Origin of the sequence: Thalassospira sp. MCCC 1A01148 (assembly GCF_001613795.1) — a bacterium.
Taxonomy (GTDB): domain Bacteria; phylum Pseudomonadota; class Alphaproteobacteria; order Rhodospirillales; family Thalassospiraceae; genus Thalassospira.
In genome coordinates this window covers 994,313-1,018,251 of sequence record NZ_LPVZ01000020.1, presented here as the reverse complement: position 1 = coordinate 1,018,251, position 23,939 = coordinate 994,313, and the positions used below count along the sequence as shown (strand labels likewise).

23 protein-coding genes are annotated in these 23,939 nt (G+C 54.6%); 14 read left to right on the top strand and 9 right to left on the bottom strand.

Annotated features, from left to right (window positions below; all coding sequences use genetic code 11):
• Nucleotides 1-112: 112 nt before the first annotated feature.
• Both AUQ43_RS14115 and AUQ43_RS14110 read left to right on the top strand, forming a co-directional pair.
• Nucleotides 113-1,105: an NADPH:quinone oxidoreductase family protein gene (locus tag AUQ43_RS14115; protein ID WP_062957328.1), complete on the top strand. Its 993-nt coding sequence runs from the start codon at nucleotides 113-115 to the stop codon at nucleotides 1,103-1,105.
• Nucleotides 1,106-1,182: 77 nt separating this feature from the next.
• Entirely contained in the window at nucleotides 1,183-2,460 is a 1,278-nt protein-coding gene (locus AUQ43_RS14110) for a bifunctional 2-polyprenyl-6-hydroxyphenol methylase/3-demethylubiquinol 3-O-methyltransferase UbiG (RefSeq protein WP_062957327.1), read from the top strand.
• A 273-nt stretch (nucleotides 2,461-2,733) separates the two neighbouring features.
• On the opposite strand, the gene AUQ43_RS14105 is transcribed toward AUQ43_RS14110, so the two are convergent.
• Nucleotides 2,734-2,943, bottom strand: a complete 210-nt coding sequence (locus AUQ43_RS14105; RefSeq protein WP_062956859.1) for a DUF1127 domain-containing protein — start codon at nucleotides 2,941-2,943, stop codon at nucleotides 2,734-2,736.
• A gap of 169 nt (nucleotides 2,944-3,112) precedes the next feature.
• Between AUQ43_RS14105 and AUQ43_RS14100 the strand changes: the two genes are divergently transcribed.
• The 7 genes from AUQ43_RS14100 to AUQ43_RS14070 all read left to right on the top strand — a co-directional run bounded on the left by AUQ43_RS14100 (nucleotide 3,113) and on the right by AUQ43_RS14070 (nucleotide 11,617).
• A complete protein-coding gene (locus AUQ43_RS14100) occupies nucleotides 3,113-4,048 on the top strand; it encodes a LysR substrate-binding domain-containing protein (RefSeq protein WP_062956858.1) in 936 nt (311 codons plus the stop codon).
• Between the two features lie 184 nt (nucleotides 4,049-4,232).
• A complete protein-coding gene (locus AUQ43_RS14095) occupies nucleotides 4,233-6,185 on the top strand; it encodes an extracellular solute-binding protein (RefSeq protein ID WP_232310682.1) in 1,953 nt (650 codons plus the stop codon).
• Between the two features lie 3 nt (nucleotides 6,186-6,188).
• The gene (locus tag AUQ43_RS14090) at nucleotides 6,189-7,310 is read left to right on the top strand and encodes a microcin C ABC transporter permease YejB (RefSeq protein WP_062956857.1); all 1,122 of its coding nucleotides are present in this window, start codon (nucleotides 6,189-6,191) and stop codon (nucleotides 7,308-7,310) included.
• Nucleotides 7,311-7,312: 2 nt separating this feature from the next.
• Nucleotides 7,313-8,344, top strand: a complete 1,032-nt coding sequence (locus AUQ43_RS14085) for an ABC transporter permease (protein WP_062956856.1) — start codon at nucleotides 7,313-7,315, stop codon at nucleotides 8,342-8,344.
• Nucleotides 8,345-8,355: 11 nt separating this feature from the next.
• On the top strand, nucleotides 8,356-9,990 hold the full coding sequence (locus tag AUQ43_RS14080) for an ABC transporter ATP-binding protein (protein ID WP_062956855.1): 1,635 nt from the start codon (nucleotides 8,356-8,358) through the stop codon (nucleotides 9,988-9,990).
• Between the two features lie 85 nt (nucleotides 9,991-10,075).
• Nucleotides 10,076-10,762 carry a hypothetical protein gene (locus AUQ43_RS14075; protein WP_062956854.1) on the top strand — a complete coding sequence of 229 codons (687 nt, stop codon included), beginning with the start codon at nucleotides 10,076-10,078 and terminating at the stop codon, nucleotides 10,760-10,762.
• Between the two features lie 147 nt (nucleotides 10,763-10,909).
• Nucleotides 10,910-11,617: a LysE family translocator gene (locus AUQ43_RS14070; RefSeq protein ID WP_062956853.1), complete on the top strand. Its 708-nt coding sequence runs from the start codon at nucleotides 10,910-10,912 to the stop codon at nucleotides 11,615-11,617.
• A 273-nt stretch (nucleotides 11,618-11,890) separates the two neighbouring features.
• On the opposite strand, the gene AUQ43_RS14065 is transcribed toward AUQ43_RS14070, so the two are convergent.
• The 3 genes from AUQ43_RS14065 to AUQ43_RS20460 form a co-directional block, all read right to left on the bottom strand.
• Nucleotides 11,891-12,238: a MarR family transcriptional regulator gene (locus AUQ43_RS14065; RefSeq protein WP_062956852.1), complete on the bottom strand. Its 348-nt coding sequence runs from the start codon at nucleotides 12,236-12,238 to the stop codon at nucleotides 11,891-11,893.
• 102 nt (nucleotides 12,239-12,340) lie between these two features.
• Nucleotides 12,341-13,741 (bottom strand): M17 family metallopeptidase, encoded by a 1,401-nt coding sequence (locus AUQ43_RS14060; RefSeq protein ID WP_062956851.1) that lies wholly within the window; start codon nucleotides 13,739-13,741, stop codon nucleotides 12,341-12,343.
• Between the two features lie 125 nt (nucleotides 13,742-13,866).
• Nucleotides 13,867-14,013 carry a hypothetical protein gene (locus AUQ43_RS20460; RefSeq protein ID WP_198157171.1) on the bottom strand — a complete coding sequence of 49 codons (147 nt, stop codon included), beginning with the start codon at nucleotides 14,011-14,013 and terminating at the stop codon, nucleotides 13,867-13,869.
• Between AUQ43_RS20460 and AUQ43_RS14055 the strand changes: the two genes are divergently transcribed.
• The 3 genes from AUQ43_RS14055 to AUQ43_RS14045 all read left to right on the top strand — a co-directional run bounded on the left by AUQ43_RS14055 (nucleotide 14,012) and on the right by AUQ43_RS14045 (nucleotide 15,668).
• Nucleotides 14,012-14,671, top strand: a complete 660-nt coding sequence (locus AUQ43_RS14055; RefSeq protein ID WP_062956850.1) for a glutathione S-transferase family protein — start codon at nucleotides 14,012-14,014, stop codon at nucleotides 14,669-14,671. The two genes, AUQ43_RS20460 and AUQ43_RS14055, sit on opposite strands and share 2 nt — an antisense overlap.
• 3 nt (nucleotides 14,672-14,674) lie before the next feature.
• Entirely contained in the window at nucleotides 14,675-15,310 is a 636-nt protein-coding gene (locus AUQ43_RS14050; RefSeq protein WP_062956849.1) for a uracil-DNA glycosylase family protein, read from the top strand.
• A gap of 67 nt (nucleotides 15,311-15,377) precedes the next feature.
• Nucleotides 15,378-15,668, top strand: a complete 291-nt coding sequence (locus AUQ43_RS14045) for a 4a-hydroxytetrahydrobiopterin dehydratase (protein WP_062957325.1) — start codon at nucleotides 15,378-15,380, stop codon at nucleotides 15,666-15,668.
• An 85-nt stretch (nucleotides 15,669-15,753) separates the two neighbouring features.
• Here the strand turns inward: AUQ43_RS14045 and AUQ43_RS14040 are convergent, their stop codons facing one another.
• The 5 genes from AUQ43_RS14040 to AUQ43_RS14020 all read right to left on the bottom strand — a co-directional run bounded on the left by AUQ43_RS14040 (nucleotide 15,754) and on the right by AUQ43_RS14020 (nucleotide 21,041).
• Nucleotides 15,754-16,515: an SDR family NAD(P)-dependent oxidoreductase gene (locus AUQ43_RS14040; RefSeq protein ID WP_062956848.1), complete on the bottom strand. Its 762-nt coding sequence runs from the start codon at nucleotides 16,513-16,515 to the stop codon at nucleotides 15,754-15,756.
• Between the two features lie 116 nt (nucleotides 16,516-16,631).
• Nucleotides 16,632-18,020, bottom strand: coding sequence for a hypothetical protein (locus AUQ43_RS14035; RefSeq protein ID WP_062956847.1), 1,389 nt, complete (start codon nucleotides 18,018-18,020; stop codon nucleotides 16,632-16,634).
• Nucleotides 18,021-18,210: 190 nt separating this feature from the next.
• A complete protein-coding gene (locus AUQ43_RS14030) occupies nucleotides 18,211-19,107 on the bottom strand; it encodes a DMT family transporter (protein WP_062956846.1) in 897 nt (298 codons plus the stop codon).
• A 4-nt stretch (nucleotides 19,108-19,111) separates the two neighbouring features.
• Entirely contained in the window at nucleotides 19,112-20,062 is a 951-nt protein-coding gene (locus AUQ43_RS14025; protein WP_062956845.1) for a DMT family transporter, read from the bottom strand.
• Nucleotides 20,055-21,041 (bottom strand): DMT family transporter, encoded by a 987-nt coding sequence (locus AUQ43_RS14020; protein ID WP_062956844.1) that lies wholly within the window; start codon nucleotides 21,039-21,041, stop codon nucleotides 20,055-20,057. Before AUQ43_RS14020 ends, AUQ43_RS14025 begins: the two co-directional genes overlap by 8 nt.
• Before the next feature lie 162 nt (nucleotides 21,042-21,203).
• Between AUQ43_RS14020 and AUQ43_RS14015 the strand changes: the two genes are divergently transcribed.
• Together AUQ43_RS14015 and AUQ43_RS14010 are read left to right on the top strand one after the other, a co-directional pair.
• Nucleotides 21,204-21,665: an Lrp/AsnC family transcriptional regulator gene (locus tag AUQ43_RS14015; RefSeq protein ID WP_062956843.1), complete on the top strand. Its 462-nt coding sequence runs from the start codon at nucleotides 21,204-21,206 to the stop codon at nucleotides 21,663-21,665.
• Nucleotides 21,666-21,810: 145 nt separating this feature from the next.
• Nucleotides 21,811-23,823, top strand: coding sequence for a potassium/proton antiporter (locus AUQ43_RS14010; RefSeq protein ID WP_062956842.1), 2,013 nt, complete (start codon nucleotides 21,811-21,813; stop codon nucleotides 23,821-23,823).
• The last annotated feature ends 116 nt before the right edge of the window (nucleotides 23,824-23,939 follow it).

Genomic DNA, 23,939 nt, shown 5'->3' with positions numbered 1-23,939 from the left:
ATTGATCGATCCGTCATTTGCGTGGCGGGTTTAGTCCTTTGTCGCCTTGTCTGCAGCGGGCCCAACCGCCAAACTGCCCGAAACCAACACAACAACAGGCAGGAAAATCGGCATGAAGGCGTGGATCTGCGACGCATTTGGCGAAGAACCGCAATGGCGTGATGTGCCCGATCCGGTGGTGCAACCCGGTCAGGTTCTGATCGATATCGCAGTCTGCGGTGTCAATTTCGCCGATACCCTGATCTTGCAGGGCAAATATCAAAAGCGCCCCAGCGGCCCTTTTTCTCCGGGCTTTGAAGTCAGTGGCACCGTGCGCGCCATTGGGGATGGTGTGACCAATGTTAAGCCCGGCGATGCGGTGATGGCGATGCCCGACTGGGGTGGTTACGCCGAAATGGTCATTGCCGATGCCAGTCTTGTCATCGCCTTGCCCGATGGTGTTGATGTCAACGATGCTGCTGCCTTTCAGATTGCCTATGGCACCAGCTGGTTTGCTCTGAAATATCGCGCAGACGTCAAGCCGGGCGAGATTGTTCTGGTTCATGGGGCGGCTGGCGGGGTTGGCCTGACCGCGGTTGAATGCGCCAAGCTTTTGGGCGCGACGGTTATTGCCACGGCGGGCGGCGCGGACAAATGCCAGATCGCGCGTGATCATGGCGCAGATCATGTCATTGATTACAAATCCGAAAATATCCGTGACCGGGTGCGTGAAATCACGGCCTCACTTGGGCAGCCCAAAGGTGCAGACGTGGTTTATGATCCGGTTGGTGGCGATGTGTTTGATCAAAGCCTGCGCTGCGTTGCGCCCGGCGCGCGCATGCTTCTGATCGGGTTTGCCAGTGGCGCGGTGCCCCAAATCCCGGCCAATATCCTGCTGGTCAAAAACGTCACCGCGATTGGCTTTTATTTTGGTGCCTATCTCGAACAGAACGCAGTTATTGCACAACAGGGCATGACAGAACTTCTGGATCGCCTGAAATCCGGGGAAATCCGCCCGATGATCTCTGCGGTGTATCGCCTTGAAGACGCGATGGACGCCTTGGCGTCGATCCGGGATCGTACCGCAACCGGCAAATTGGTGATTGATTGTCGTCCAAACAGGTAAATACGTGGATTTCCTTCATTAATTCGTTGGTATAGGATACTGGCGTCCCAACCACTTCGATGCCGGATTTCGCCGCAATGCCCGACGATAAAAACAGGCCCGATCACGTTCCGTCTTCTCAAAAGACGCGCGATCAGTATGAAAGCTATCCCTATCCGGAACGTAGTCCCGAGGATGAGGACAAACGCCTGATCACCGGGTCACCGGGCAACTGGGACGAGGTTGTGCATTTCGTCTTTGGCGGGCGCGATCCATCCGCACAGACCAAAAGCGGCAAGATCAAAATTCTCGTCGCGGGTGGCGGGACTGGCGATGCGCTGGTCATGCTGGCCCAGCAGGCCCGCGATCGCAAGGCCAAGGCCGAGATCGTCTATATCGACCTTTCCGAAAGTTCGCGCGCCATTGCCGAAGCGCGGATCAAACGCCGCAGCCTGGAAAAGAACGTTACCTTTGTGACCGGGTCCTTTGTGGATCTGGCCGCTGAATATGGTCCGTTTGACTATATTGATTGCTGCGGGGTGCTCCATCACCTGCCGGATCCAGATGCCGGGCTCAAGGCGCTTGCCGATGCGCTCAAACCCGATGGTGGCATGGGTCTGATGGTCTATGGCGAGTTGGGTCGTCAGGGCGTCTATCACATGCAGGAAATGATGGAACGCCTGAATGCCGAGGCCGGCGGATCCAAGCGCCTGAATTTCGGCAAGGCGCTGTTTAATTCGCTGCCCGGCACCAACTGGCTCAAGCGCAACCCGTTTGTTGGCGACCATATTCATGGTGGCGATGCCGGTTTCTATGACCTTTTGTTGCATCAACAGGATCGCGCCTATCGCGTCGATGAGGTCTTTGATTTTGTCGAGGCCGCCGGTCTGCGCCTGCAAAACTTTATCGAACCAATGCGCTATGACCCGACCACCTATTGTTCGCGCCATGATGTGCTTGATAGGGCGGTTCATGTGCCGTTTCGCGAACGCGCGGCTCTTGCCGAACTGATGGCAGGCAATATTACCAAGCACACCTTCTATGTCGTAAAGGCCAAGAACAAGGTCAAACCACCGGTGCCATCGCCGGAACTGATCCCGACTTTTACCCGTGTTGATGGTCCGTCGCTGGCGCGTTCGGTTGCCAAAACCGGCAATATCAAGATCACATTTACCGGACTTGCGGTCACCCGCACCATGCCGTCGGCATCCCCCGCCATCCTGTCGCGGATTGATGGCAAGCGCTCGATTGATGAAATCTACGCGATGTTCGATCCGAAGCCCGAAAAGTTCGAATTCAACGCGCAATTTGCGGTGATGTATTCGGTGCTCAATGCCGCAAACCTGATGTATTTGCGCTATCCCCCGAAAAAATAACCCGGCACGTCTGCGATTTCTCGCCTGTGTTGGTGCAAAAAGAAATGCCGGTCACAAGGGGATGTGACCGGCATTTACATGCGCACTTTCCAACGGGGGGAGGCTGGAATTGCGCTCAGGGATCTTGGGTGCAAAGCCTTATTTAAGGCTGATGCCTTTCCACGCATCCATCAGGGCTTCGATCAGAACCTGAAGCGGGAAAGTAATTGCGCTGTGCAGCGGGGTTACATTGTTCTGCATGACAAAACACTCGGTTATGCGCTTTTGCGCGGGTTAAGCTTTCCAGAACGGCTTGGCCGCTTCGCGTTTTGCGTCGTAGACGGTCCAGCCGATATCACGCAGCATGTGGGCATCCATGTCTGCAAGTTTCTGGCGCAGGTCGTGGCGTTTGAACCAGGTGCGCGGCAGATCCAGCAGGCTGGTGGTATTGTGATGGCGACGGGTGGTGGCGAATGCGCCTGCGTCTTTGGTGATAGCAACCATTGTTCTAATCCTTTTAAAACGAGGCCTGCTCTCAACACTTCAGCGGCCCGTGCATCCATGATGCGTGTGTCTATACTCTCGTTAAACTCAGGGTTAATTGAAAAAAGGCTTGCGCTCAAACCACCTTTTGTCATCATGGTATGAGTTTTTATCATGCAAAGCAGCTGTCATGAAACGCCGTCCGTTACCGTTAAACGCGCTCAGGGCCTTCGAAGTGGCCGGAAGGCTCGAAAGTTTCACCAAAGCGTCACATGAGCTCAACGTGACCCAAGGGGCTGTCAGTCGACAGGTGCAGCATCTCGAAGAGGTGCTCGGGCGGCAGCTTTTCGAACGCCACCACAGAAGCCTTCGGTTGACCCGTGCCGGGCGCAACCTTCTGGAATCACTGACGCCGGCCTTTGATGCCATGGAAGACGCGGTTGCCAAGGTCGAAGACCGTGCGGATGACACGCTGCTTTCCGTCACCGCCCCGCTGACATTTTCCATGCGCTGGATCGTGCCGCGTCTGGGGCGGTTTCAGATGGAATACCCCGATTTTCAGGTCCAGTTGGGCACCTATAACGATGATCTGGCCTCTGTTGATTTCAACGAGGTCGATATCGCCATCCGTTTTGCCGATCACGGCAACGAACAGCTTGTCCATGAATTCCTGACCGGCGAACGTCTGTTGCCGGTGTGCCATCCCGACCTGGCCAAGCAACTTGAAACACCCGAAGACCTTGCCCGTGTCACATTGTTGCATTGCTCTGCCCAGCGTGAAGACTGGCGCATCTGGCTCGAAGGGACGGGTATCAAGGGGGTCGATGGTTCAAAGGGCCCGGTTTTCGCCACCCTTGATATGGCGATGGAGGCTGCGGCAAGTGGCTTTGGCGTGGTCATTTCCGATCCGGCGATGATCGGGGAATATGTCGTGACCAATCGATTGACCGTCCCGTTCGATTTGCCGGTTGATAGCCCCTATGCCTATTCGCTGAGTTATCCGCGCGGGCGACTGGAACGGCGCAAGGTCAAGGCGTTCCGTGATTGGTTGATGACCGAGATCAAGCTTGAAACCGGACGGCAGAAACTGTCGAAAAAAGACATGGAAAACAGCAAGGTCACGTGATGGTGCCTTGAAATTGAACGATTTAATAGTGAGTATCAGATAGTTCTCGTGTGGCAATATTCACAGTCGCATCATGATTGGCCAAGACAATTGGTGACCATTGATTGCGTCCTGCAGTGTAAGCTCACATAGTAAAACAGAGACAACAGGCATCAGCTTGCATCAGGGGAAAGACGATAATCACATGATTTCGTATGCAGCCAGCATGAAAATGCCGGGCAGGGGGCGGCTGGGCGCGGCCATGACATCCATCCTTTTTGCCAGCGCCTTCACCCTGCTTGCCGCCGTTCTGCCATCCACAGGCATACATGCGCAGGAAGACAGCAAACCAAACATCAATCCGGCCCCGACAGTGGCCGTGGACGAGACTGATCTGGCGCCGCTGACCACGCGGTCACATGGCATCTCGCTTTATGGTGATCTGAAATACGGCCCGGACTTCCATCATTTTGATTATGTGAATCCGGATGCGCCCACGGGCGGCAAGCTGTTGCAATCTTCCATCGTTGCCTTCGATACGCTTAACCCCTTCACGCTCAAGGGCAATGCAGCGGCGGGCATAGGCCTGATTTACGATAGCCTGATGGTTTCCAGTGCCGATGAACCCTCTTCGATGTATGGCCTCATCGCCCGCGAGATCGAACTCCCGCAGGACCGATCCTTTGCCATCTTCCACCTTGACCCGCGTGCAAAATTTCAGGATGGCAGCGACATCACCGCCGAGGATGTGAAGTTCTCCTATGAAATCCTGCTGGAAAAGGGCAGTCCGGTCTATCGACAGGTCTTCTCACAGATCGAAGGGGCCGAAATCATTGACGAACTCACCGTCAAATTCACTTTCAAACCGGGGAACAATCGCGAAACGCCGTTGACCGTGGCGGGCATTTCGATCATGCCCAAGAAATTCTGGGACGGTAAGGACTTCGCCAAAACCACCTTCGAAATCCCGGTTGGCAGCGGGGCTTATAAAGTTGCCAGCATCGAGGCAGGCCGTCGCATCACCTATGAACGTGACCCCAACTACTGGGCGGCGAATTTGCCCGTCAATCGCGGGCAGAACAATTTCGATACCATTCAGTACGACACCTACCTTGACCCCGAAGTACAGCGTCAGGCGTTCCTTGCCGGGGAATATATGATCCGCTCAGAGCATTCATCCCGGGACTGGAACACCGCCTATAACACCCCGGCGGTGGAACGCGGCGACATCCAGAAGGAATTCATGCCCGATAATCTGCCGGTCGGAATGCAGGCCTATGTGATGAATAATCGCCTGCCGATCTTTTCGGATCAGCGTGTTCGGCGCGCGTTGCAATATGGCTTTGATTTCCAGTGGCTCAACCGCGCCATGTTCTATGGGGCATATAGCCGGACCGACAGCTTCTTTGTGAACTCCGAACTGGCGGCAACCGGCATTCCCACGGGCGATGAACTGGCCCTGCTGGAACCGTATCGTGATCAACTGCCAGCCAGACTGTTTACCGAACCCTATACCCTGCCAGATTTCGATGCGCCCAACGGTCGCCGCGAAGCCCTGCGTGAAGCGATGACACTGCTCAACGAAGCCGGTTGGGAAGTGCGCGACAAGGTTCTGGTGAACAAGGAAACGGGTCAGCCATTCCGTTTCGAACTGATCATTCGCCAACCCGGACTCGAAAAGATTGCGCTGGTGGTCAAATCGCGCCTCAAACAGCTGGGCGTCGAAATGGATATCCGCCTGATTGATACCGGCCAATGGGTGAACCGCATTCAGGCCTTTGATTTTGAAGTCACGACCTTCTGGTGGCAACAGTCTCTGACACCGGGCAACGAGCAACGCGTGTTCTGGAGCTCCGAGGCCGCTGATCAGCCGGGATCGCGCAACTTCGCCGGGATCAAGAACCCCGTGGTTGATGCGATGATCGAAAACATTACGTCTGCGAACAGCTGGGAAGAACTGGTTGCCGCCACCCGCGCACTCGATCGGGTGTTGCTGTGGGGGGATTATGTCATTCCACAATACTATCTCGGCGGTGATCGCATGGTGTGGTGGAACATCTTCGGGCGGCCCGATGAAGTCCCGCTCCAGGGGATGTCGGTCATGCGCTGGTGGATTGATCCGGACAAGGCTGCAAAACTTCAGATGGGGATGAACTAGGCCATGCTGAACTATATTCTGCGCCGTTTGCTCCTGATTCCGGTGACCTTGTTTGGCATTATGCTGCTGAACTTCGCGATCATTCAGTTCGCGCCGGGCGGACCGGTTGAACAGGTCATTGCCCAACTGCAGGGAACCGACGTTTCCTCGACCGCGCGGGTGACCAATCAGGGCAGTGACAGCGGCGGTGGCAGCAGGTCAGATGCATCATCGGCGTCGGGTAACAATTTCTCCTCGACCTCGGACTATCGCGGGGCGCAGGGGCTTGATCCCGAAATCATCAAACAGCTCGAAGTGCAGTTCGGGTTTGATAAGCCCGCCCACGAGCGGTTCTGGATGATGATGAAGAACTATCTGACCTTTGATTTCGGCCAAAGCTATTTTCAGGACCGCGACGTGGTTGATCTCGTGGTCGATAAAATGCCGGTTTCGATCTCACTGGGGCTCTGGTCAACCCTGATCATCTACATCATCTCGATTCCGCTTGGCATTACCAAGGCGGTGCGTGATGGATCGAATTTCGACATTTGGTCATCAGCTGCAATCATTGTTGGCTTTGCCATTCCGGGCTTCTTGTTTGCGGTCATGCTGATCGTGGTCTTTGCCGGGGGCAGCTATCTTGACTGGTTCCCGTTGCGCGGGCTGACATCGTCAAATTGGGAACAGCTGTCCTTGTGGGGCAAGATCGTTGACTACTTCTGGCATCTGACCCTTCCGATCATCGCTTTGACGATTTCGGGTTTTGCCACGCTGACCATGCTGACCAAGAACTCGTTTCTGGATGAAATCAACAAACAGTATGTCGTGACGGCACGTGCCAAGGGGCTCACCGAAAAACGTGTGCTCTATGGTCACGTGTTCCGCAACGCCATGCTTCTGATCATTGCCGGGTTCCCCAGTGCGCTGGTCGGGATGCTGTTTACCGGCTCGGTCCTGATCGAGGTGATCTTCTCCCTTGATGGTCTGGGCCTGCTTGGGTTTAACGCAGTGATGACCCGTGATTATCCGGTGATGTTCGCAACCCTTTATTTCTTCACGCTGTTTGGCCTGATCATGAACCTGATCAGCGACCTCAGCTACCATCTGGTTGATCCACGGATCGACTTTGAAGCGCGGGGGAATTGATCATGTTCAATGCCGTTCTCTCACCGCTCAATCAGCGTCGTCTGTCAAACTTCAAGGCCAACAAGCGTGGCTATTGGTCGCTTGTGATCTTTACAATCCTGTTTGTCATTTGTCTGGTGGCCGAACTGGTCGCCAATGACAAACCGATCTTTGTTAAGTATGGCGATGACTGGTACGTGCCGATCGTATCGGACCACCCCGAAACGGTCTATGGCGGGGATTTCGACATCGAGACGGATTTTTATGATCCCTATATCCAGAACAAGATTTCCGAAAACGGCTTTGCCATCTGGCCTTTAATACCGTTTTCCTACGACACCATCGATTTTGAAATGCGCGAACCACAACCGGCCCCGCCATCATGGCGGCACTTGCTTGGTACGGATGAATTGGGGCGTGATGTTCTCGCACGTTTGATCTACGGCTTCAGGATTTCCATCCTGTTCGGTCTGGCCCTGACGGCCGTCAGTTCCGTGATCGGCATTGCAGCAGGCGCAGTGCAGGGATATTTCGGCGGCTGGGTCGATCTTGGTTTTCAGCGCGTGATCGAAATCTGGTCAGGCCTGCCGCAACTCTTCATCCTGATCATTCTTGCCAGCCTGTTTGCGCCGGGTTTCTGGACGTTGCTGTTCATCCTCGTGTTGTTTAGCTGGATGAGTTTGACCGGCCTTGTCCGTGCGGAATTCCTGCGTGCGCGTAACTTTGAATATGTCCGTGCCGCACGTGCGCTTGGCATGACCGACTTCCGGATCATGTATCGCCACGTTTTGCCCAACGCGATGGTGGCAACCATCACTTTCCTGCCGTTTGTCTTGAATGGCTCGATTGTCGCGCTCACTTCGCTTGATTTCCTGTCACTGGGCATGCCGCCGGGCTCTCCGTCACTTGGTGAATTGCTGTTCCAGGGCAAGAACAACCTGCAAGCCCCGTGGCTTGGCATCACGGCCTTCTTTGCCATCGCCGTCATGCTCAGTCTTTTGATCTTTATCGGTGAAGCGGTGCGTGATGCCTTTGATCCGCGCAAGACGTTTTAAGGAGTAGGAAAATGACAGCGCAATCCGCCCATCAGCCGCTCCTTGCCGTTCGCGATCTTTCGGTCAAATTCGCCGATGCCACTGCGGTAAAGGATGTGTCCTTTACCCTTGAGCGCGGCGAAACCATGGCGCTTGTCGGTGAAAGTGGATCTGGCAAGTCGGTCACCGCACTTTCGATTTTGCAATTGCTGCCCTATCCGCGCGCCAGCCATCCGTCCGGTTCGATCATCTTTGATGGGCAGGAAATGGTCGGGGCCAAGGAACGCAAGCTTCGCAAAATCCGTGGCAACCGGATTTCCATGATCTTTCAGGAGCCGATGACGTCCCTTAATCCGCTGCACAATATCGAAAAGCAGGTCGGCGAGGTGTTGTTGCTCCACAAGGGCCTGCGCGGTGCCAAGGCGCGCGCGCGTATTCTTGAATTGCTTGAACTTGTCGGTATTCCCGATCCGGCGTCGCGCCTTAAGGCCCTGCCGCACGAACTTTCCGGTGGCCAGCGCCAGCGTGTGATGATCGCCATGGCCCTTGCCAACGAGCCGGAACTCCTGATTGCTGATGAACCGACCACGGCCCTTGATGTCACCATTCAGGCGCAAATCCTCGAACTGCTCAAGGACCTGCAGGATAAACTGGGCATGGCGCTTTTGCTGATCACCCATGATCTGCAGATTGTTCAGAAGATGGCGCAAACCGTCTGCGTGATGAAAAACGGCGAGATTGTAGAAGCCGGCGAAGCCCGCACCCTGTTTGATGCGCCCAAGCATGCCTATACCAAAAAGCTGCTGTCGGCCGTGCCAAGTGGCGAAGCCCCGCCCTTGCCGGAAAACGCAACAGAGTTGCTTGAAACCAGCAACATCCATGTTCAGTTCCCGATCGGGCGCAAGGGAATCCTTGGGCGGCCCGATCATTATCTGAATGCGGTTGATCAGATTTCGCTGTCCCTTAAACAGGGCGAAACCCTTGGCATCGTTGGCGAAAGCGGATCGGGCAAAACAACCCTGGCCATGGCGATCCTCAGGCTTTTGAAATCAAGCGGGGATATCCGCTTTGCCGGGCAGGATATCCGCGGGTTCTCTGGTGCTGATCTGCGCAAACTGCGCCGCGACATGCAGGTGGTCTTTCAGGACCCGTTCGGATCGCTCAGCCCGCGCATGTCCATCGCCCAGATCGTTGGTGAGGGGTTGGAAATCCATGCGCCCGACCTGACCCAGGCCGAACGTGAAGCCCGCATTGCCGAGGCGCTTGACGAAGTCGACCTGCCGCAAAATGCCATGGATCGCTATCCGCACGAATTTTCCGGCGGGCAGCGTCAGCGCATCTCGATTGCACGCGCACTGGTGCTAAAGCCGCGCTTTATCGTATTGGATGAACCGACATCGGCGCTTGATATGTCGGTACAGGCCCAAATCGTTGACTTGCTGCGCGATTTGCAGGCGCGCCATAAAATGGCATACTTGTTCATCAGCCATGATTTACGCGTCGTGCGTGCACTGTCGCATCGGGTCATGGTGATGAAGAACGGGAAACTGGTTGAAAGCGGTGCGGCGGCCGATGTGTTTGACAACCCGGCAGAGCCCTACACCAAGGCCCTTCTGGCTGCGGCCCTTGATCTTAAGGCTGCGGGGACAGAATTTGTCAGTAAGTAGGATCAGAAGAGTCATCCGTGATCGGCTACAACCCGTATGACACGGCAAGAATAACAGAACCGTAAAGGCAGGATTAAGAGTGGATATGTTGTCACGTGCGATCAAAAATCGAACCGGACATCGTCTTTGGGGCCGCGCTTTGATCGTTGCGCTGGCCGTAATATTGTTTTCAGTCAGTCTGCCCGCCCGTGCCAGTACTGCGTCCGGGGATGGCGCAGAAACCCAGCAAGACAAAGAACCCGCCGTCCCGGAAATTCCCGATACCGTTGTCGTGCCTGATCCGGTTTCGTTGACGGTGGTCCTGCGCAAAAGCGGCGCCATCCGTCAGATGGTGTTTAACATCTGGCTGGAAGCCACCAACAAGCAGGCTGTGGGCGTCATCGAACAACGCCTGCCCAAGGTCATCAACGCTTTTCTGGTCGATCTTCAGCGCCTGATGTATCGCGATACCGAACATCGCTTTGAAACCCGCGAACCGGGCAAGCGTGGCTTCAAATATACCGCCCCTGCCTTGCTGCCACCACCTCCCCCCAAGACAGAGGAAGAACTCGCCGCCGAAGCTGAGGCCGCCGAACAGGCCAAGGAAAATGGCGAGGAAATCACCAAGGAACCGCCTTTCAGCCCGTTCCAGCCCGCGGGAAATCGGTATTTCGCAGCCCTTCAGAACAAGTTGCTGCGCACAGCCCAAGGCGTTCTTCCGCCCGATACATTGCGTTCTGTCCAGATCCGCATGTTCTATGATTTCTGGCCGGGCGACGTCAAAAAACGCTAAGTCTTGATTGCGCACCGTGATCCGGTCCGGGCGCGCCTGATGGATGTCATGGCGCGCGCCTCGTGCATGGGCCATTGCCGAACCGGCACTTGTCTGTGATCTGGGGTGTGATATCCGGTGGGCATTCGTCACCGGAGTAGCCCCAACATGTCCTTTGAAATCTGGCTCAGTTTTACCCTGCTTGTCTTTTTGCTGGTCCTGACACCGGGGCCAAGCATCCTGATTGGCATGTCACATGCGCTGCGCTATGGCGCACGCCCCACCCTGATGACAGCCCTTGGTGATGTCACAGCCAACATGATCCAGATGGTAATTGCTGCGGTTGGTCTGGGGGCAGTCCTGGCAACATCGGTAACCGCCTTTGCCATCGTCAAATGGTGTGGTGTTGGGTTTTTGCTGGTGATCGGTTTGCTGTCATTCTTTCGCAAGCCCACGGAAATCAAGATCAAAACCGGTACCGAAACGAATAACCGGACCTGCTTTGAACCGGCCAATGCCCTGCGTCTGTTTCGCGAAGGCTTTCTGGTTGCTGCTGGCAACCCCAAGGCGATTGCGTTTTTCGGGGCACTGTTCCCGCAGTTTGTAGACCCCGCCGAGCCATTGGCACCCCAATTGCTGATCCTTGGCGCGACCTTCGTGTTTCTTGATTACAGTTTCGTAATGATTTATGCGGTCGGGGCCGCGCGGGTCATGCCCTGGCTGGTCAAGCGTGGGGGCAATAACGTGATTGCACGGCTGTCCGGTGGCGTTTTGATCGTTGCAGCGGGCCTTTTGGCCCTGATCGAGATGCCCGAAACCATGGCCAAGCCGCATATATCTCCTGAACAACCTATAATCCAGCAATCGGACCGCTAGCACCGATATGCCATGCATCACGTGTTCACGGGGCCTGTAACACGTTGATATAGAGGGAAGAAATTCCTTCTGTCACAGAGATTTGGTCAGCCACGCTACAGACCAACCAGTCTGTATATAGCGAATTTTCGCCATATCAGTTTTCATGCATTCAAGATGGGGAAGCTTTGCTGTCCTAAAAGGTCGGTTTTGCGCCACTTTGCGCCAAAATCGCCCCCTCGGGCATCATTTCCGGTCTGGTTTCAGACGTCCGAAATTTGTTTTACAACCGGATTATTCGGTCTCAAGACCGGCGCCGACGATGATATCGCCGAATTCACGCAGGAAGACGGACCCTTTGACGGTCCTTTGAACCAGCACCGAACGGCGATCTTCTTCATCGACCTTGCGTTTGACCATGCCAAGGGAGCTCAGACGATCAAGCGCACGGGTAATTGCCGGTTTGGAAATGTTAAGCGCCTCGGAAAGACCGCGCACGGTATGCGGTGCCGGGGTCAGGTAAACGCTAAGCAACAAGGCCATCTGTCGGGCTGACAGGTCGGGGGAATCCCGACGCACACTCTCAACAATCGCGATACGCCAAAGGTCAAGCGCCTGAGACGGTTTGATCTCGATCGACATGTTTGTGCCCAACAATTTATTTGTTACGAATACGTAATCTCTACCTGACCCCGGCAATGATGTCAAAGGTGTAATTGGGGAAAATGTATTTTCCGTTTTGGTTTACTTACCGTAACGATCCTTGATCAGCTTGAAGGCGGCCCGAATGCCCTGTGCCTCGCCGCCGGTCGGACGACCCGGGCGGTCAGACGGGTTCCACGCCATCAGATCGATATGCGCCCAGCTTTTTGCCCCCTCTGCAAACCGATCAAGGAACAGGGCGGCAATAATCGCGCCGCCAAACGGACTGCCGGAAATATTGTTCATGTCAGCCGCCTTGCTATCAAGCTGGCTGCGATAATCATCCCACAGCGGCAAACGCCACAGCGGATCATTTTCCGCCAGACCCGTTTCCATTAACCCGTTGGCCAGATCATCGTCATTGGAAAACAGCGCCGGCAGACCAAGACCAAGTGCCACACGTGCAGCCCCGGTCAGGGTCGCGAAATCAAGCAGCATGTCGGGGTCTTCGGATGCTGCCTCGGTCAGGGCATCGGAAAGCACAATGCGGCCTTCGGCATCGGTATTGCCAACCTCAACCGTAATGCCCTTGCGGGTTTGCAAAATATCACTCGGGCGATAGGCCCGGCCTGACACCATGTTTTCGACCGCCGGGATCAGAACGCGCAACCGCACCGGAAGGTTGGCCGCCATGATCATGCGCGCAAGGCCAAGAACCTGTGCCGAACCACCCATGTCCTTTTTCATCAGGATCATGTTGCTTGACGGTTTAAGGTCATAGCCCCCCGTGTCAAAGCAAACGCCCTTGCCAACCAGTGTGATCTTTGGTGCATTTTCGTCACCCCATTTAAGATCAATCAGGCGTGGCGCGCGATCGCTGCCGTGTCCCACGGTGTGAATGGCAGGGTAATTTTGCTTGATCAGCTCTTCGCCCACAATCGCACTGACCTTGGCACCAAATTCCTTGCCCAGCGCACTGGCGGCTTCTTCAAGCTCTGCCGGGCCCATGTCATTGGCAGGCACATTGATCAGATCGCGTGCAAGGCCGATCCCGCGCGCGATGTTTTCGGCACGCTTGGCCGCATCAATATCGTGCAGGGCGATCCTGGCGCGCTTGTCCTTCTTGCCATCATCCTTGCGATAACGATCAAACTGATACCCACCCAGATAAAGCCCAAGGGCAGCCTTCTCATAAAGATCGTCCTTATCGGTCAGATCATCGGAAAGGGCATAGGTCCCGGCGGCCAGGGATTTCGGCAGACCGGCAAAATCCCAGATCGCCTTGGCATCATCAGCGTACCCGATCAGGACCGTCCCGACCGATCCATCCGCACCGGGAAGCGAAAGTTGCGTGCCGCGCTTGCCCTCAAACCCGTTGGCGGCAATCCATGACTTGGTCGCGTCGGATTGCGTGGCAAGCCAGCTTTCAAAGCCGCTTTCAAGGATGGGGGTAATAGGGGTCGGGTTGGCAGAAGGGTCGCGTGCGATGATGTGGTCGAACAATTTAAGACTTCCCTGATGGTGACGGGTGATGGTGAACGCAATGGGCAGCCGCGCAGCAGCAACGGCCCACGCAAGATGTGTTCACAAGATATGTTGTCTGATCTTACGGCTGCCATCCCCCGGGGTCAAAACTCATTCACACAATCAGCACGCAACTTTGCACTTGAAACCGCGCTTGAATGTCTGGCTTGAACCCGACGCCCAAAGACCAGATAGTAATCGCCGCTATCATCAGACATACCAATCGCGCCAACCGCCAAAGGTCCCACCATGCAAAACCTTCCCGTGCTTTATATTGGCAATAAAAACTATTCGTCCTGGTCGCTGCGTGCATGGCTTGGCCTGCGCGTCGCTGGCGTAGCGTTCGAGGAAAAGCTCATTCCGCTGCGCACCGAAGAATGGCACGCCAAGGCCCCGGTCTTCTCCCCCAGTGCCAAGGTCCCGGCCTTCTTCGATGGCAAGAAAACCATCTGGGAGGCGCTTGGCATTCTCGAATACATCGCAGACCACCAGCCTGACACCATGCTCTGGCCGTTGGACATCGATGTGCGTGCGATTGCCCGTTCCGTGTCGCTTGAAATGCATGGCGGCTTTGGCGCGCTGCGCAGTTCCATGCCGATGAATTGCCGCAAAAGCTTGGCCGGGCTTGGCCGCAACGCCGGTGTGGACAAGGACATCAACCGCATCACTGAAATCTTCAAGATGTGCCGCACCCAATATGGTCAGGGCGGGGATTTCCTGTTTGGCCAATTCTCGATAGCCGATGCCATGTATGCCCCGGTCGTTTCGCGCTTCAAAACCTATGGCGTGACCCTCGATCCGATTGGCAATGCCTATATGGAAACCATCCTTGCCCTGCCGGACATGCAGGAATGGTACGCGGCCGCTGCGGCCGAGGAATGGGTGATCGCGGAAGAAGAGGTCAAATAACCCATGCCGGGGCTGACTGGACAATTGCCTGAAATTGATCCGATGGGCGGGGATGATGCCCTTGATCGGGTGCTGGCAGACGTCCGTGCATGCCGTATCTGCGCGGGGGATTTGCCACTTGGTCCGCGCCCGGTGGTGCGCATGGCGAAATCGGCACGCATTCTGGTGATCGGGCAGGCGCCCGGTACCCGCGTACATGAAACCGGCTTGCCGTGGAATGATGCATCGGGCGATCGGTTGCGCGACTGGCTGGGGCTATCTGTTGATGATTTTTACGATCCGGCAAAGCTCGCCATCATGCCGATGGGCTTTTGCTATCCCGGCCGCTTTGAGCGCGGTGGGGATCTGCCACCCCGCCCGGAATGCGCCCCGACCTGGCATGATGCGCTCCGCCAACATCTGCCCGATATCGGTCTGACGCTTCTGATCGGGCAATATGCGCAAGAACGCTATCTTGGTAAACGCCGCGCCAAGACCATGACCGAAACCGTCCATCAGTTTGACGACTTCCTTGGCGAAGACATCCTGCCCATGCCCCATCCAAGCTGGCGCAACACCGCCTGGATGAAAAAGAACCCGTGGTTTGAACGCGACCTTCTGCCAATCCTGCAAAGCCGGGTGCACAGCCTGTTGGGCTAGACGATTTGGGCTATGGCAGGATTTATGTTCCAATGCGCGCAGACTTCAACCAATGGAGGCACGCCATATGAGCAAACTTGAAAAATCCACCATCGAAACCGCACTTGCCGATCTTCCGGGCTGGACGCTTGCCGATGACGGGCTTTCAATCAAGCGCGTCTACAAGTTTGGCGATTTCAATGCCGCCTTCGGCTTCATGGCGCGGGTGGCACTCAAGGCCGACAAGATGGATCACCATCCCGAATGGTTCAATGTCTATAACAAGGTCGAAATGACGCTCACCACCCACGATGCCGGTGGCGTGACGCAAAAGGACATTGATCTGGCAACCTTCTGCCAAACGGCGGCAGGCGAATAAAGCTTGCCCTGAAAATTGCGCCCTGCCGCTGGGGGGACGACAGGGCGCTTTGGCTGCGGTGATAAAGAAGCGAAATGGTGTGGGACTATTTCGGTTCCAGCCGGACCGCGCCATCAATGCGAATGGTCTCGCCATTGATCATTTCATTTTCACAGATATGCATCGCCAGACGACCATATTCATACGGATCACCAAGGCGTTTGGGGAACGGCGTATTGGCAGCCAGGCTTTCCTGAACCTCGTCCGGCAGGCCCATCAACATCGGTGTGCCAAACAGACCCGGTGCGATTGACGCCACCCGAACCCCGTGTCGCGCCAATTCACGCGCGGCCGGCAGGGTAAGCGACGCAACCCCGCCCTTGGACGCGGCATAGGCTGCTTGCCCGATCTGCCCTTCAAAGGCCGCGATGGAGGCGGTGTTGATAATCACCCCGCGCTCGCCGGAGTCTGATGGGGTGTTCTGGCTCATCGCGGTGGCGGCAACCCGCATCATGTTGAATGTGCCGATCAGGTTGACCGTGATCACCTTGGAAAAGGCTTCAAGATCAGCCGGACCTTCGCGCCCGACGATCCGCTCGCCATGCACGATGCCTGCACAATTCACAAGGATCGACGGAATACCGATATCCTTGACCACCTTGGAAACTGCGTGCTCGACACTTTCGGCATTCGAAACATCCACGCCATAGCCAACGCCCCCCAGTTTCTCGGCCGTTGCCTTGGCCCCGTCTGTATTCAGATCAAAGGCGGCAATCCGTGCCCCGGCATTCGCCAGTGTCTCTGCCGTTGCCGCCCCAAGACCAGACGCAGCCCCGGTAACAATGGCAATCGAACCCTTGATTTGCATGACGTGAAGCCTCCAGACGCGCGTGTTTATGCTTAATTTGGTATTTGTATACCAAATTATATCTTTTGTCGGCAACGGCTATCTGTTTGATTTTAAGTGTTCAGGGGTTGGAGCCTTCATTTTGGGTCTGTTTCGCATATCTCAACTTTGCTGATGTAGGTTTTCCAATCTTCTTTAAGGTCAATTTGTCCGGCAGTTTTGATGATGGTTTCGCAAACACTTTCTTTCTCTGACGGGTTCTCTGTGATGCGTATAACAAGATTAAGTAGTTGTATCCCGGTCATTCCACAGATGTTCTCACGTTTCATCCGTTCACGAACTTGCTTGTTAAATGAAGGCTCGCTCGGATCATTTCGATCTTCGAGTGAATTGTTCCTAAACGTGTTGATCACAACGACACCTTTGACGTCCCATTCTTCTGAAGAAGACGGGTTTTTGACGCCAAGTTTCTTAAGGCAATCAACGTATTCTTCTAGAACGCTATCTTTGTCGTCTGGTGCATAATCAAGAGCACCTACAATGTCTGAAATCCATCTTTTACATTGATTGACGTTTGCAGGTTTTGCACTTCTCTTCAGGCCTTTTACTTCAACTGCAAGTATTGTTTTTTCTTTTACGCAGACAATGTCGCAGTGAGTTTTGGGTCCAAAGCCCACTAAAAACCCAAGTTCCTCAAAGGCTTTGGCTGCTGCTTTCTCAAGCGCTTCATCATGTGACGAAAATAGGTGCTTCCATTCAGCCTCCTTCGAGATTATCAGCCTATTTTCATCTATTTGAGCCTGCATAGCTTGTATCTCTTCAGATATTTTTTTGTTTTCAGCTGTTTTTTGGTGTTCCAGCGGTAGATGATAGTTTGATGCAAGTCTTGGAAGATCGCTCTTCGAATTTTCCGCTGAAAATTCGGCCTTAATATCTGATATCAGAGTCTTAATTTTACTTACTGGGAGGGGTGATGAAGTAGGTAGCGGCATCGCTATAACAATTCCGCCTCCATCAGTTAGATAAAAGGAAGATATTACTTCTTCAGTTCTGGGAACTGTTATCAAAGTTTTTGTTTTATTGTTTTTTATTATAAATGAGTAATTTATTTCTGAATATATTTCATTTAGCGTTCTGTTAATTTTTTCATTTTCAATAAATTTATATCTTTTACCATGTGTTCTTGATAGGCGAAACTTTTCAAGTAATGATGGGTCATCCCGTCTTCCAAACCCAATGTTTACTTTTGTTTCTCCTCCAGTAAATATTACAATGTTTCCACCATTTTCTGAAAAATCTATAAGTTTTTCTGTCTTTTCTGAGTAAGTAATGCAGGACTGCTGTCTAGTATTCTCGCTAGAGCTGCCGTAAACATTCTTTACATATCTGCTGAATTCATCGCTGAAAGTTGCCGAGTTCCAAAATAGATAATCGAGCTCAGAGATGTTGTAATTGCTAATGTACTGAATTGGATCAATCGACGTTTCCTCAGATCCTATCCCGATGAACGCTGTATCTTTTATCATTAGTTAGGTCCGCAACTGTTGTTGGATAATTGGTGCAATAGTAGCTTTTTTTGTTGCAGGTTCACATGGTTTGGCAAGGTGTTGGATTGGTAGAAGGTTCGTTCTTACGGGTTTCAGGTTGAAACTCCCAATTGCTGGTCTCTTTAGAAGTTGGCGTACGTGGTTCGCAATTGCTTGTCCATGAAGCGTGCTACCGTTCGATCCGTCTGGCTTCGCTGTTCAATTTTCCTTCCCGAAGTGCGACATAGATCGCAGCCCCGATAATCATCGCCCCGCCGGGCAATATCCAGATATCGGGCACTTCGCCAAACAGGATCAGCGCCAGCACCGCAATGATCGGCAAACGCAAATAGGAAAACCCGACAAAGAAACTGTAATCGGCCAGTTGCAGGGCTCTGACATTGCAAATCTGCATCACATTCATCATCAGGGCGGCAACCGCCATCAGGCCAAGTGCAGACCAGCTTGGCGTCTGCCAGACGAACAATGCCGGGATCAGGGAAACCGGTGTGGTGATGATCATCAGATAAAACAAGAGCGATGCGGTGGACTCGGTTGCCACCAACCGCTTTGTGATCAACCCGGCACTGGCCATGCAGATTGCCGCTGCAATCGGCAAAATGCTGGCCGCTCGCATGGTATCTGTCCCGGGCTGAATGATCAGCGCCACACCAATAAATCCGATGACAATCGCAAGCCAGCGGTGAATGCGCACCTGTTCGCGCAGGATCAGTGCGGCCAGAACGGTGCCAAACAAGGGCACTGTAAAATTCAGCGTCGTGGCCTCTGCCAGCGGCAAATACAAAACTGCCATGAACCATAAACACATCTTTGCCGCCGACAGGATGCCACGCACTCCAAACAGCGGCAGGCGCTTGGTGGCAAGGCTGCCAATCCCGCGCTTCATAACCATCGGCAAAATCAGGATCAAGCCAAAGGCAAAGCGTAAAAACACCGCCTGATAGGGATGCAACTCCTCGGTGGCATAGCGGATCGTCAGGGTAAAACACGCCGCCAGAATGGCTGCAAACAGCGCGAAAAAGCTTGCCCGCATCACATCGGATTGGGTGTTGAACCATGTCCGCATGCTGTCACGACTTCCTGTTGGAAGGCGGCAGATCAAGATCGCTTGCCGTGGCCGACAGGCCGCGTTTGAGGCGGTTGGCTTCACGGTTCAGTTTCGCCTCGCGCCGGGCGATATAAAGTGCGGACCCGACAATCAAAATCGCACCGGGCAGAAGCCAGATTTCCGGTACTTCGCCAAAGATCACCAGCGCGATGATCGACACAAAGGGCAGGCGCAGGTAATTGAACCCGACGACAAAGCCGTAATCATAGACCCGAAACGCATTGGTATTGCCGATCTGCGTCAGGTTGGCCATGAACGCGCCCGCCACCATCAGCAAGATCGCCTCAAGGCTTGGCGTCTGCCAGACAAAAAGCGCCGGGATCAGGGTCATCGGCGTGGTCAGCACCATCATGTACAGAATGATGGTGGTCGGGTTTTCAGTCCGTGACAGCGACTTGATCGTCAGACCCGCACTCGCCATGCAAACCGCAGCCGCAATCGGCAACAGGCTTGCCAATTGCACAGCCTCATCACCCGGCCGGATAATGACCAAGACCCCGCCGAACCCGACCAGAAGCGCGGCAATCCGGTATTTTCGGATTGTCTCACCCAAAAAGATCGCGGCCAGAATGGTGCCAAACAGTGGCACGGTAAAGTTAAGCGCGGTTGCCTCGGCCAGTGGCATATAGGCAATGGCCGAAAACCAGAAACTCATCGCCCCCATCGACAGAACCGCGCGTAAACAAAACATTGGGAATCGCTTGGTTTTAAGCGGCGTCAGACCCGCGCGAAGTGCAAGCGGCGCGATGAACAACAGCCCGAAGAAATTGCGAAAAAACACGGCCTGAAGCGGGTGGATATGCTCGGTCGCAAGCCGGACAAATACCGAAAATACCGCAGCACTGATTGATGCCATCAGGCCAAATGCCGTGGCTTGCAGATACGGTGGCAACGCGTTGAACCAGCTACGCATCAGGATCGTCTTTCGGTCGGTCGGCACGGTCGATCTTGGTTGCGGGGATGGCTTGTGGGTCGGCGGGGGCGGTGGTCGGCAGGCGAGTCTGTGTTCTGGCCTTTTTCGCCAGAACCGCCTCGCGCCGCGCGATATAAAGCGCTGATCCGATAATCAGGGCCGCCCCGGCCCACGTCCAGAAATCAACCACTTCGCCAAACATGATATAGGCAAGGATCGCAACAAAGGGCAGGCGCAGGAAATCAAAGATCATGACATAGGACTGGTCCGCAGTGCGGTATGCCCGCACCAGCAATTGCTGACCGGCGGTACCGGTTACCGCAATCACCAGCAGGATAAATAACTGCCAAACGCTTGGCCCCTGCCAGTAAATCAGGGCCGGGATCAGCGACAGTGGTGTCATGATCAGCCCCATCCACGTCACGATGGCATTGGCACTTTCGGTGCGCGACAGCATTTTGACCGTGGTCATCGCACAGGCCATGAACACGGTCGCACCAAGGGCCAGGATCGCGCCGGTCTCAAAGCTTTGGCCAAACGGACGGATCACAATCATTGCCCCGACAAAGCCAATGGCAATCGCGCTCCAGCGGCGCGCGCGAACGGTTTCGCGGACCACAATGGCGGCAAGAACCGTGGTCAGGATCGGCAGGGTAAAATTGATCGCGATGACTTGGGCAGCCGGGGACAAGGACAGGGCAGTAAAAATGCACGACATCGCCCCAAAGCCAAGCACACCGCGCAGAAAATGCAGCTTGAACCGCTCGGTCTTCAATCCGCTCCGCCCATGGCGCACCATCCATGGCACCATCGGCAGCAATCCAAACAGGTTGCGGAAAAACGATGCCTCGAACGGGTGAAGGTCGGCTGTGACATAGCGGATAAAGACGGCCATTACCGCAAAACACATTGCAGCACTGATCATCAGAAGGGCGCCCATCAGGGCTGCATTGTCAGAATTGGGTTGGGGCGCGTTCATTATCTTCTAGCATTACGCAGCTATCTGGAAAAAATCCAGTCCAACCGCATAAAAATGGTCCAGCCGCCCGCAGGAATAACCCTTAAGTTGTGGCGAACAGTTCGCGCCTGCCGATTTTTCGTGTAAGATCAACGCCATCAAATCCATTCAGGGGGAAGATTAATGGATGCAATTGATCGCAAATTGATCGACATCCTGCAGGAAGACGCGTCGCTGTCCTATTCGGTTTTGGGGACCAAGGTCGGGCTATCGGTTTCTGCAGTGAATGATCGCGTACGCAAGATGCGCGAACAGGGGGTCATTCAAGCCTATCGTATTTCAGTTGATCCGCAGGCCATTGGCCGGGCCCTGACCGCACTGGTCTGGCTGCGCACTGATCCGGCCAAGGGCAACAAGAAGCTGGTAAAATCCCTGATCAAGGCCGACGAGGTGCTTGAATGTCATCACATGACAGGGCGCTTTGACTTTCTGATCAAACTGCGTCTGCGTGATACCGCGCATCTGGAATCATTTATTTCCGACACGATCAAGGAAATGCCCGGCGTGGTCGAAGTTCTTCCGGAAATTGCCTTGTCGACATCGAAAGAAACACTGTTTGTTCCGGCTGAATCCGAGAACGACTGATTGATTTGCAGTTTCCGGATAATTTTTATCGATATCTCTGGTGCGATGGCATTATCGGTCATCATTTCCTAAGTATCTGATGTGATAGTAATGCGCGAGTAATCCGCCACACCCATTGTGATGTCCCGACACAGGAGCCCCCGAAATGATTGAATCGATGAATCTGGTGATCCTGATTGCATCGATTCTGGTGGTGGTTGCCGTTTTCACCAGTCTGGTCAGCTTCCGGGTCGGCGCACCCTTGCTGCTGGTGTTTCTGTTTGTCGGGCTGGGCGCGGGCGAAGATGGCATTGGCGGCATCATGTTCGACAATGCGCCGCTGGCCTATTTCATCGGCTCTATCGCACTCGCCCTCATCCTGTTTGACAGTGGCTTTGAAACCCAGCTTCGAACGTTGAAAATTGCCGCCGGGCCCTCGCTGGTTCTGGCGACCATCGGCGTGATGATTACCACGGGTGTCATTGGCGGGGTCACATGGCTGGTGCTCGATGTGCCATGGCTGGTCGCGCTTTTGTTTGGTGCGATTGTCAGCTCGACCGATGCGGCGGCGGTGTTTTTCCTGTTACGCGTTGGCGGCATCAATCTGCGTGATCGTACGCGCAGCACGCTGGAAGTTGAATCGGGTTCGAACGACCCGATGGCGGTGTTTCTGACCATATCGCTGGTCGAGCTGATCATTCTGGGCGGCGGCGAAAACATCGCCCTTGAGCTCCTGCAGCGCTTCATTCTGCAGATTGGTCTTGGCGGCATCTTTGGTCTGGCCGGTGGATATGCTCTGGTCTGGATGATCAACCGGGTCAAACTTGAACCCGGTCTGGTGCCGATCATCACCATGGCGCTTGCCCTCAGTTTGTTTGGCGCGACCAGTATTCTGGGCGGCAGTGGCTTTTTGGCGGTCTATGTTGCGGGCCTTTATGCCGGGAACAGCAAAATGCAAATGAGCGTCGGTGTCCGGCGTTTTCAGCATGTCACGACGTGGCTGGCCCAGATCGCGATGTTTGTCACGCTGGGTCTTCTGGCAACGCCATCTGAATTTGGTGAAGTGATTGTTCCGGGCGTGATCCTGGCACTTGTTCTGGTGTTTATCGCCCGCCCGGTTGCGGTCTGGCTTTGCCTGATGTTCTTTAACTTCTCGCGCAATGACACGGCCTTTATTTCATGGGTTGGCTTGCGCGGGGCGGTGTCGATCCTGCTTGCCATTGTGCCGATGGTCGAAGGTGTGCCCGAAGGACAGTTACTGTTTAACACCGCCTTTATCGTCGTCATCACCTCGCTTCTGTTGCAGGGCTGGACGATCCGCAAGGTCGCCAACTGGTTGGGCATTATCGTGCCGCCGCGCCATGGTCCGGTGGATCGTATTGATCTGGAATTGCCCGGTAATGCCAATCAGGAAATTGTTGTCTATCGCGTGCACGACGCCAGTGCGGTTGCCACCGGCCAGCGCATTCCGCGTTGGGCACGGCCCAGCCTGATCCTGCGCGATGGCGCGTCGCTGCGTCCGCATTCTGCCGGGCCCATTCAGGCCGGTGATCAGGTCTATATCATCACCCCGCCGCGCCATGTCGAACTGCTTGATCAGCTCTTCGCCGGTCCGGCAGAGGGGGCCAATGACGTCGAACTGTTTGGTGATTTCAGCTTCCCGGCCGATACCCGCATTGCCGATATCGCGCGCCTTTACGGCTTCGCCCTTGCCGACAATGACGCCGAGCTAACCGTGGCCGAGATCATGGAACGTGAACTTGCCGGCGACCTCGAACTCGGCGATCGCCTGTCTTATGGCACGGTGGAGCTGATCGTGCGTCGCACAGATGACGAACATGGCGTGATCGAAGTCGGCCTTGCAGTCGAACAACAAAAAACCAAACCCAAACGTCGCATCCCGATCTTCCAGTCACGCAGCGAGTTGCTGGCAATCTGGAAAGACTGGCAGAAACGCAGGCGGGCCGAAAAGAACGCTGCACTTCGCGATCAGACATCATCGACGGCCAAGACTGCCGAAGCTGCCACAGACGAGACTGATCTGCCTGAGGCACCCGACATGTCTGACGCATCTGACGATATGATCGACGATGTGGCCAACGACACGGTTGGTGAAACACCGAAAGAAGGTGCTGAACCCACCAAACCGAAAGGCAATGGCAAAAGCCCGTCGAAATAGATCCACCCAAAAAACCTGATCGGTAATGCATTAGATTTCAGGGTTTTGGATTAGTTTGGCTAATGCCCGGATCAAAAAAGCTGGTTTGGTGTCGATTCTGAACTGCCTTAAATTGT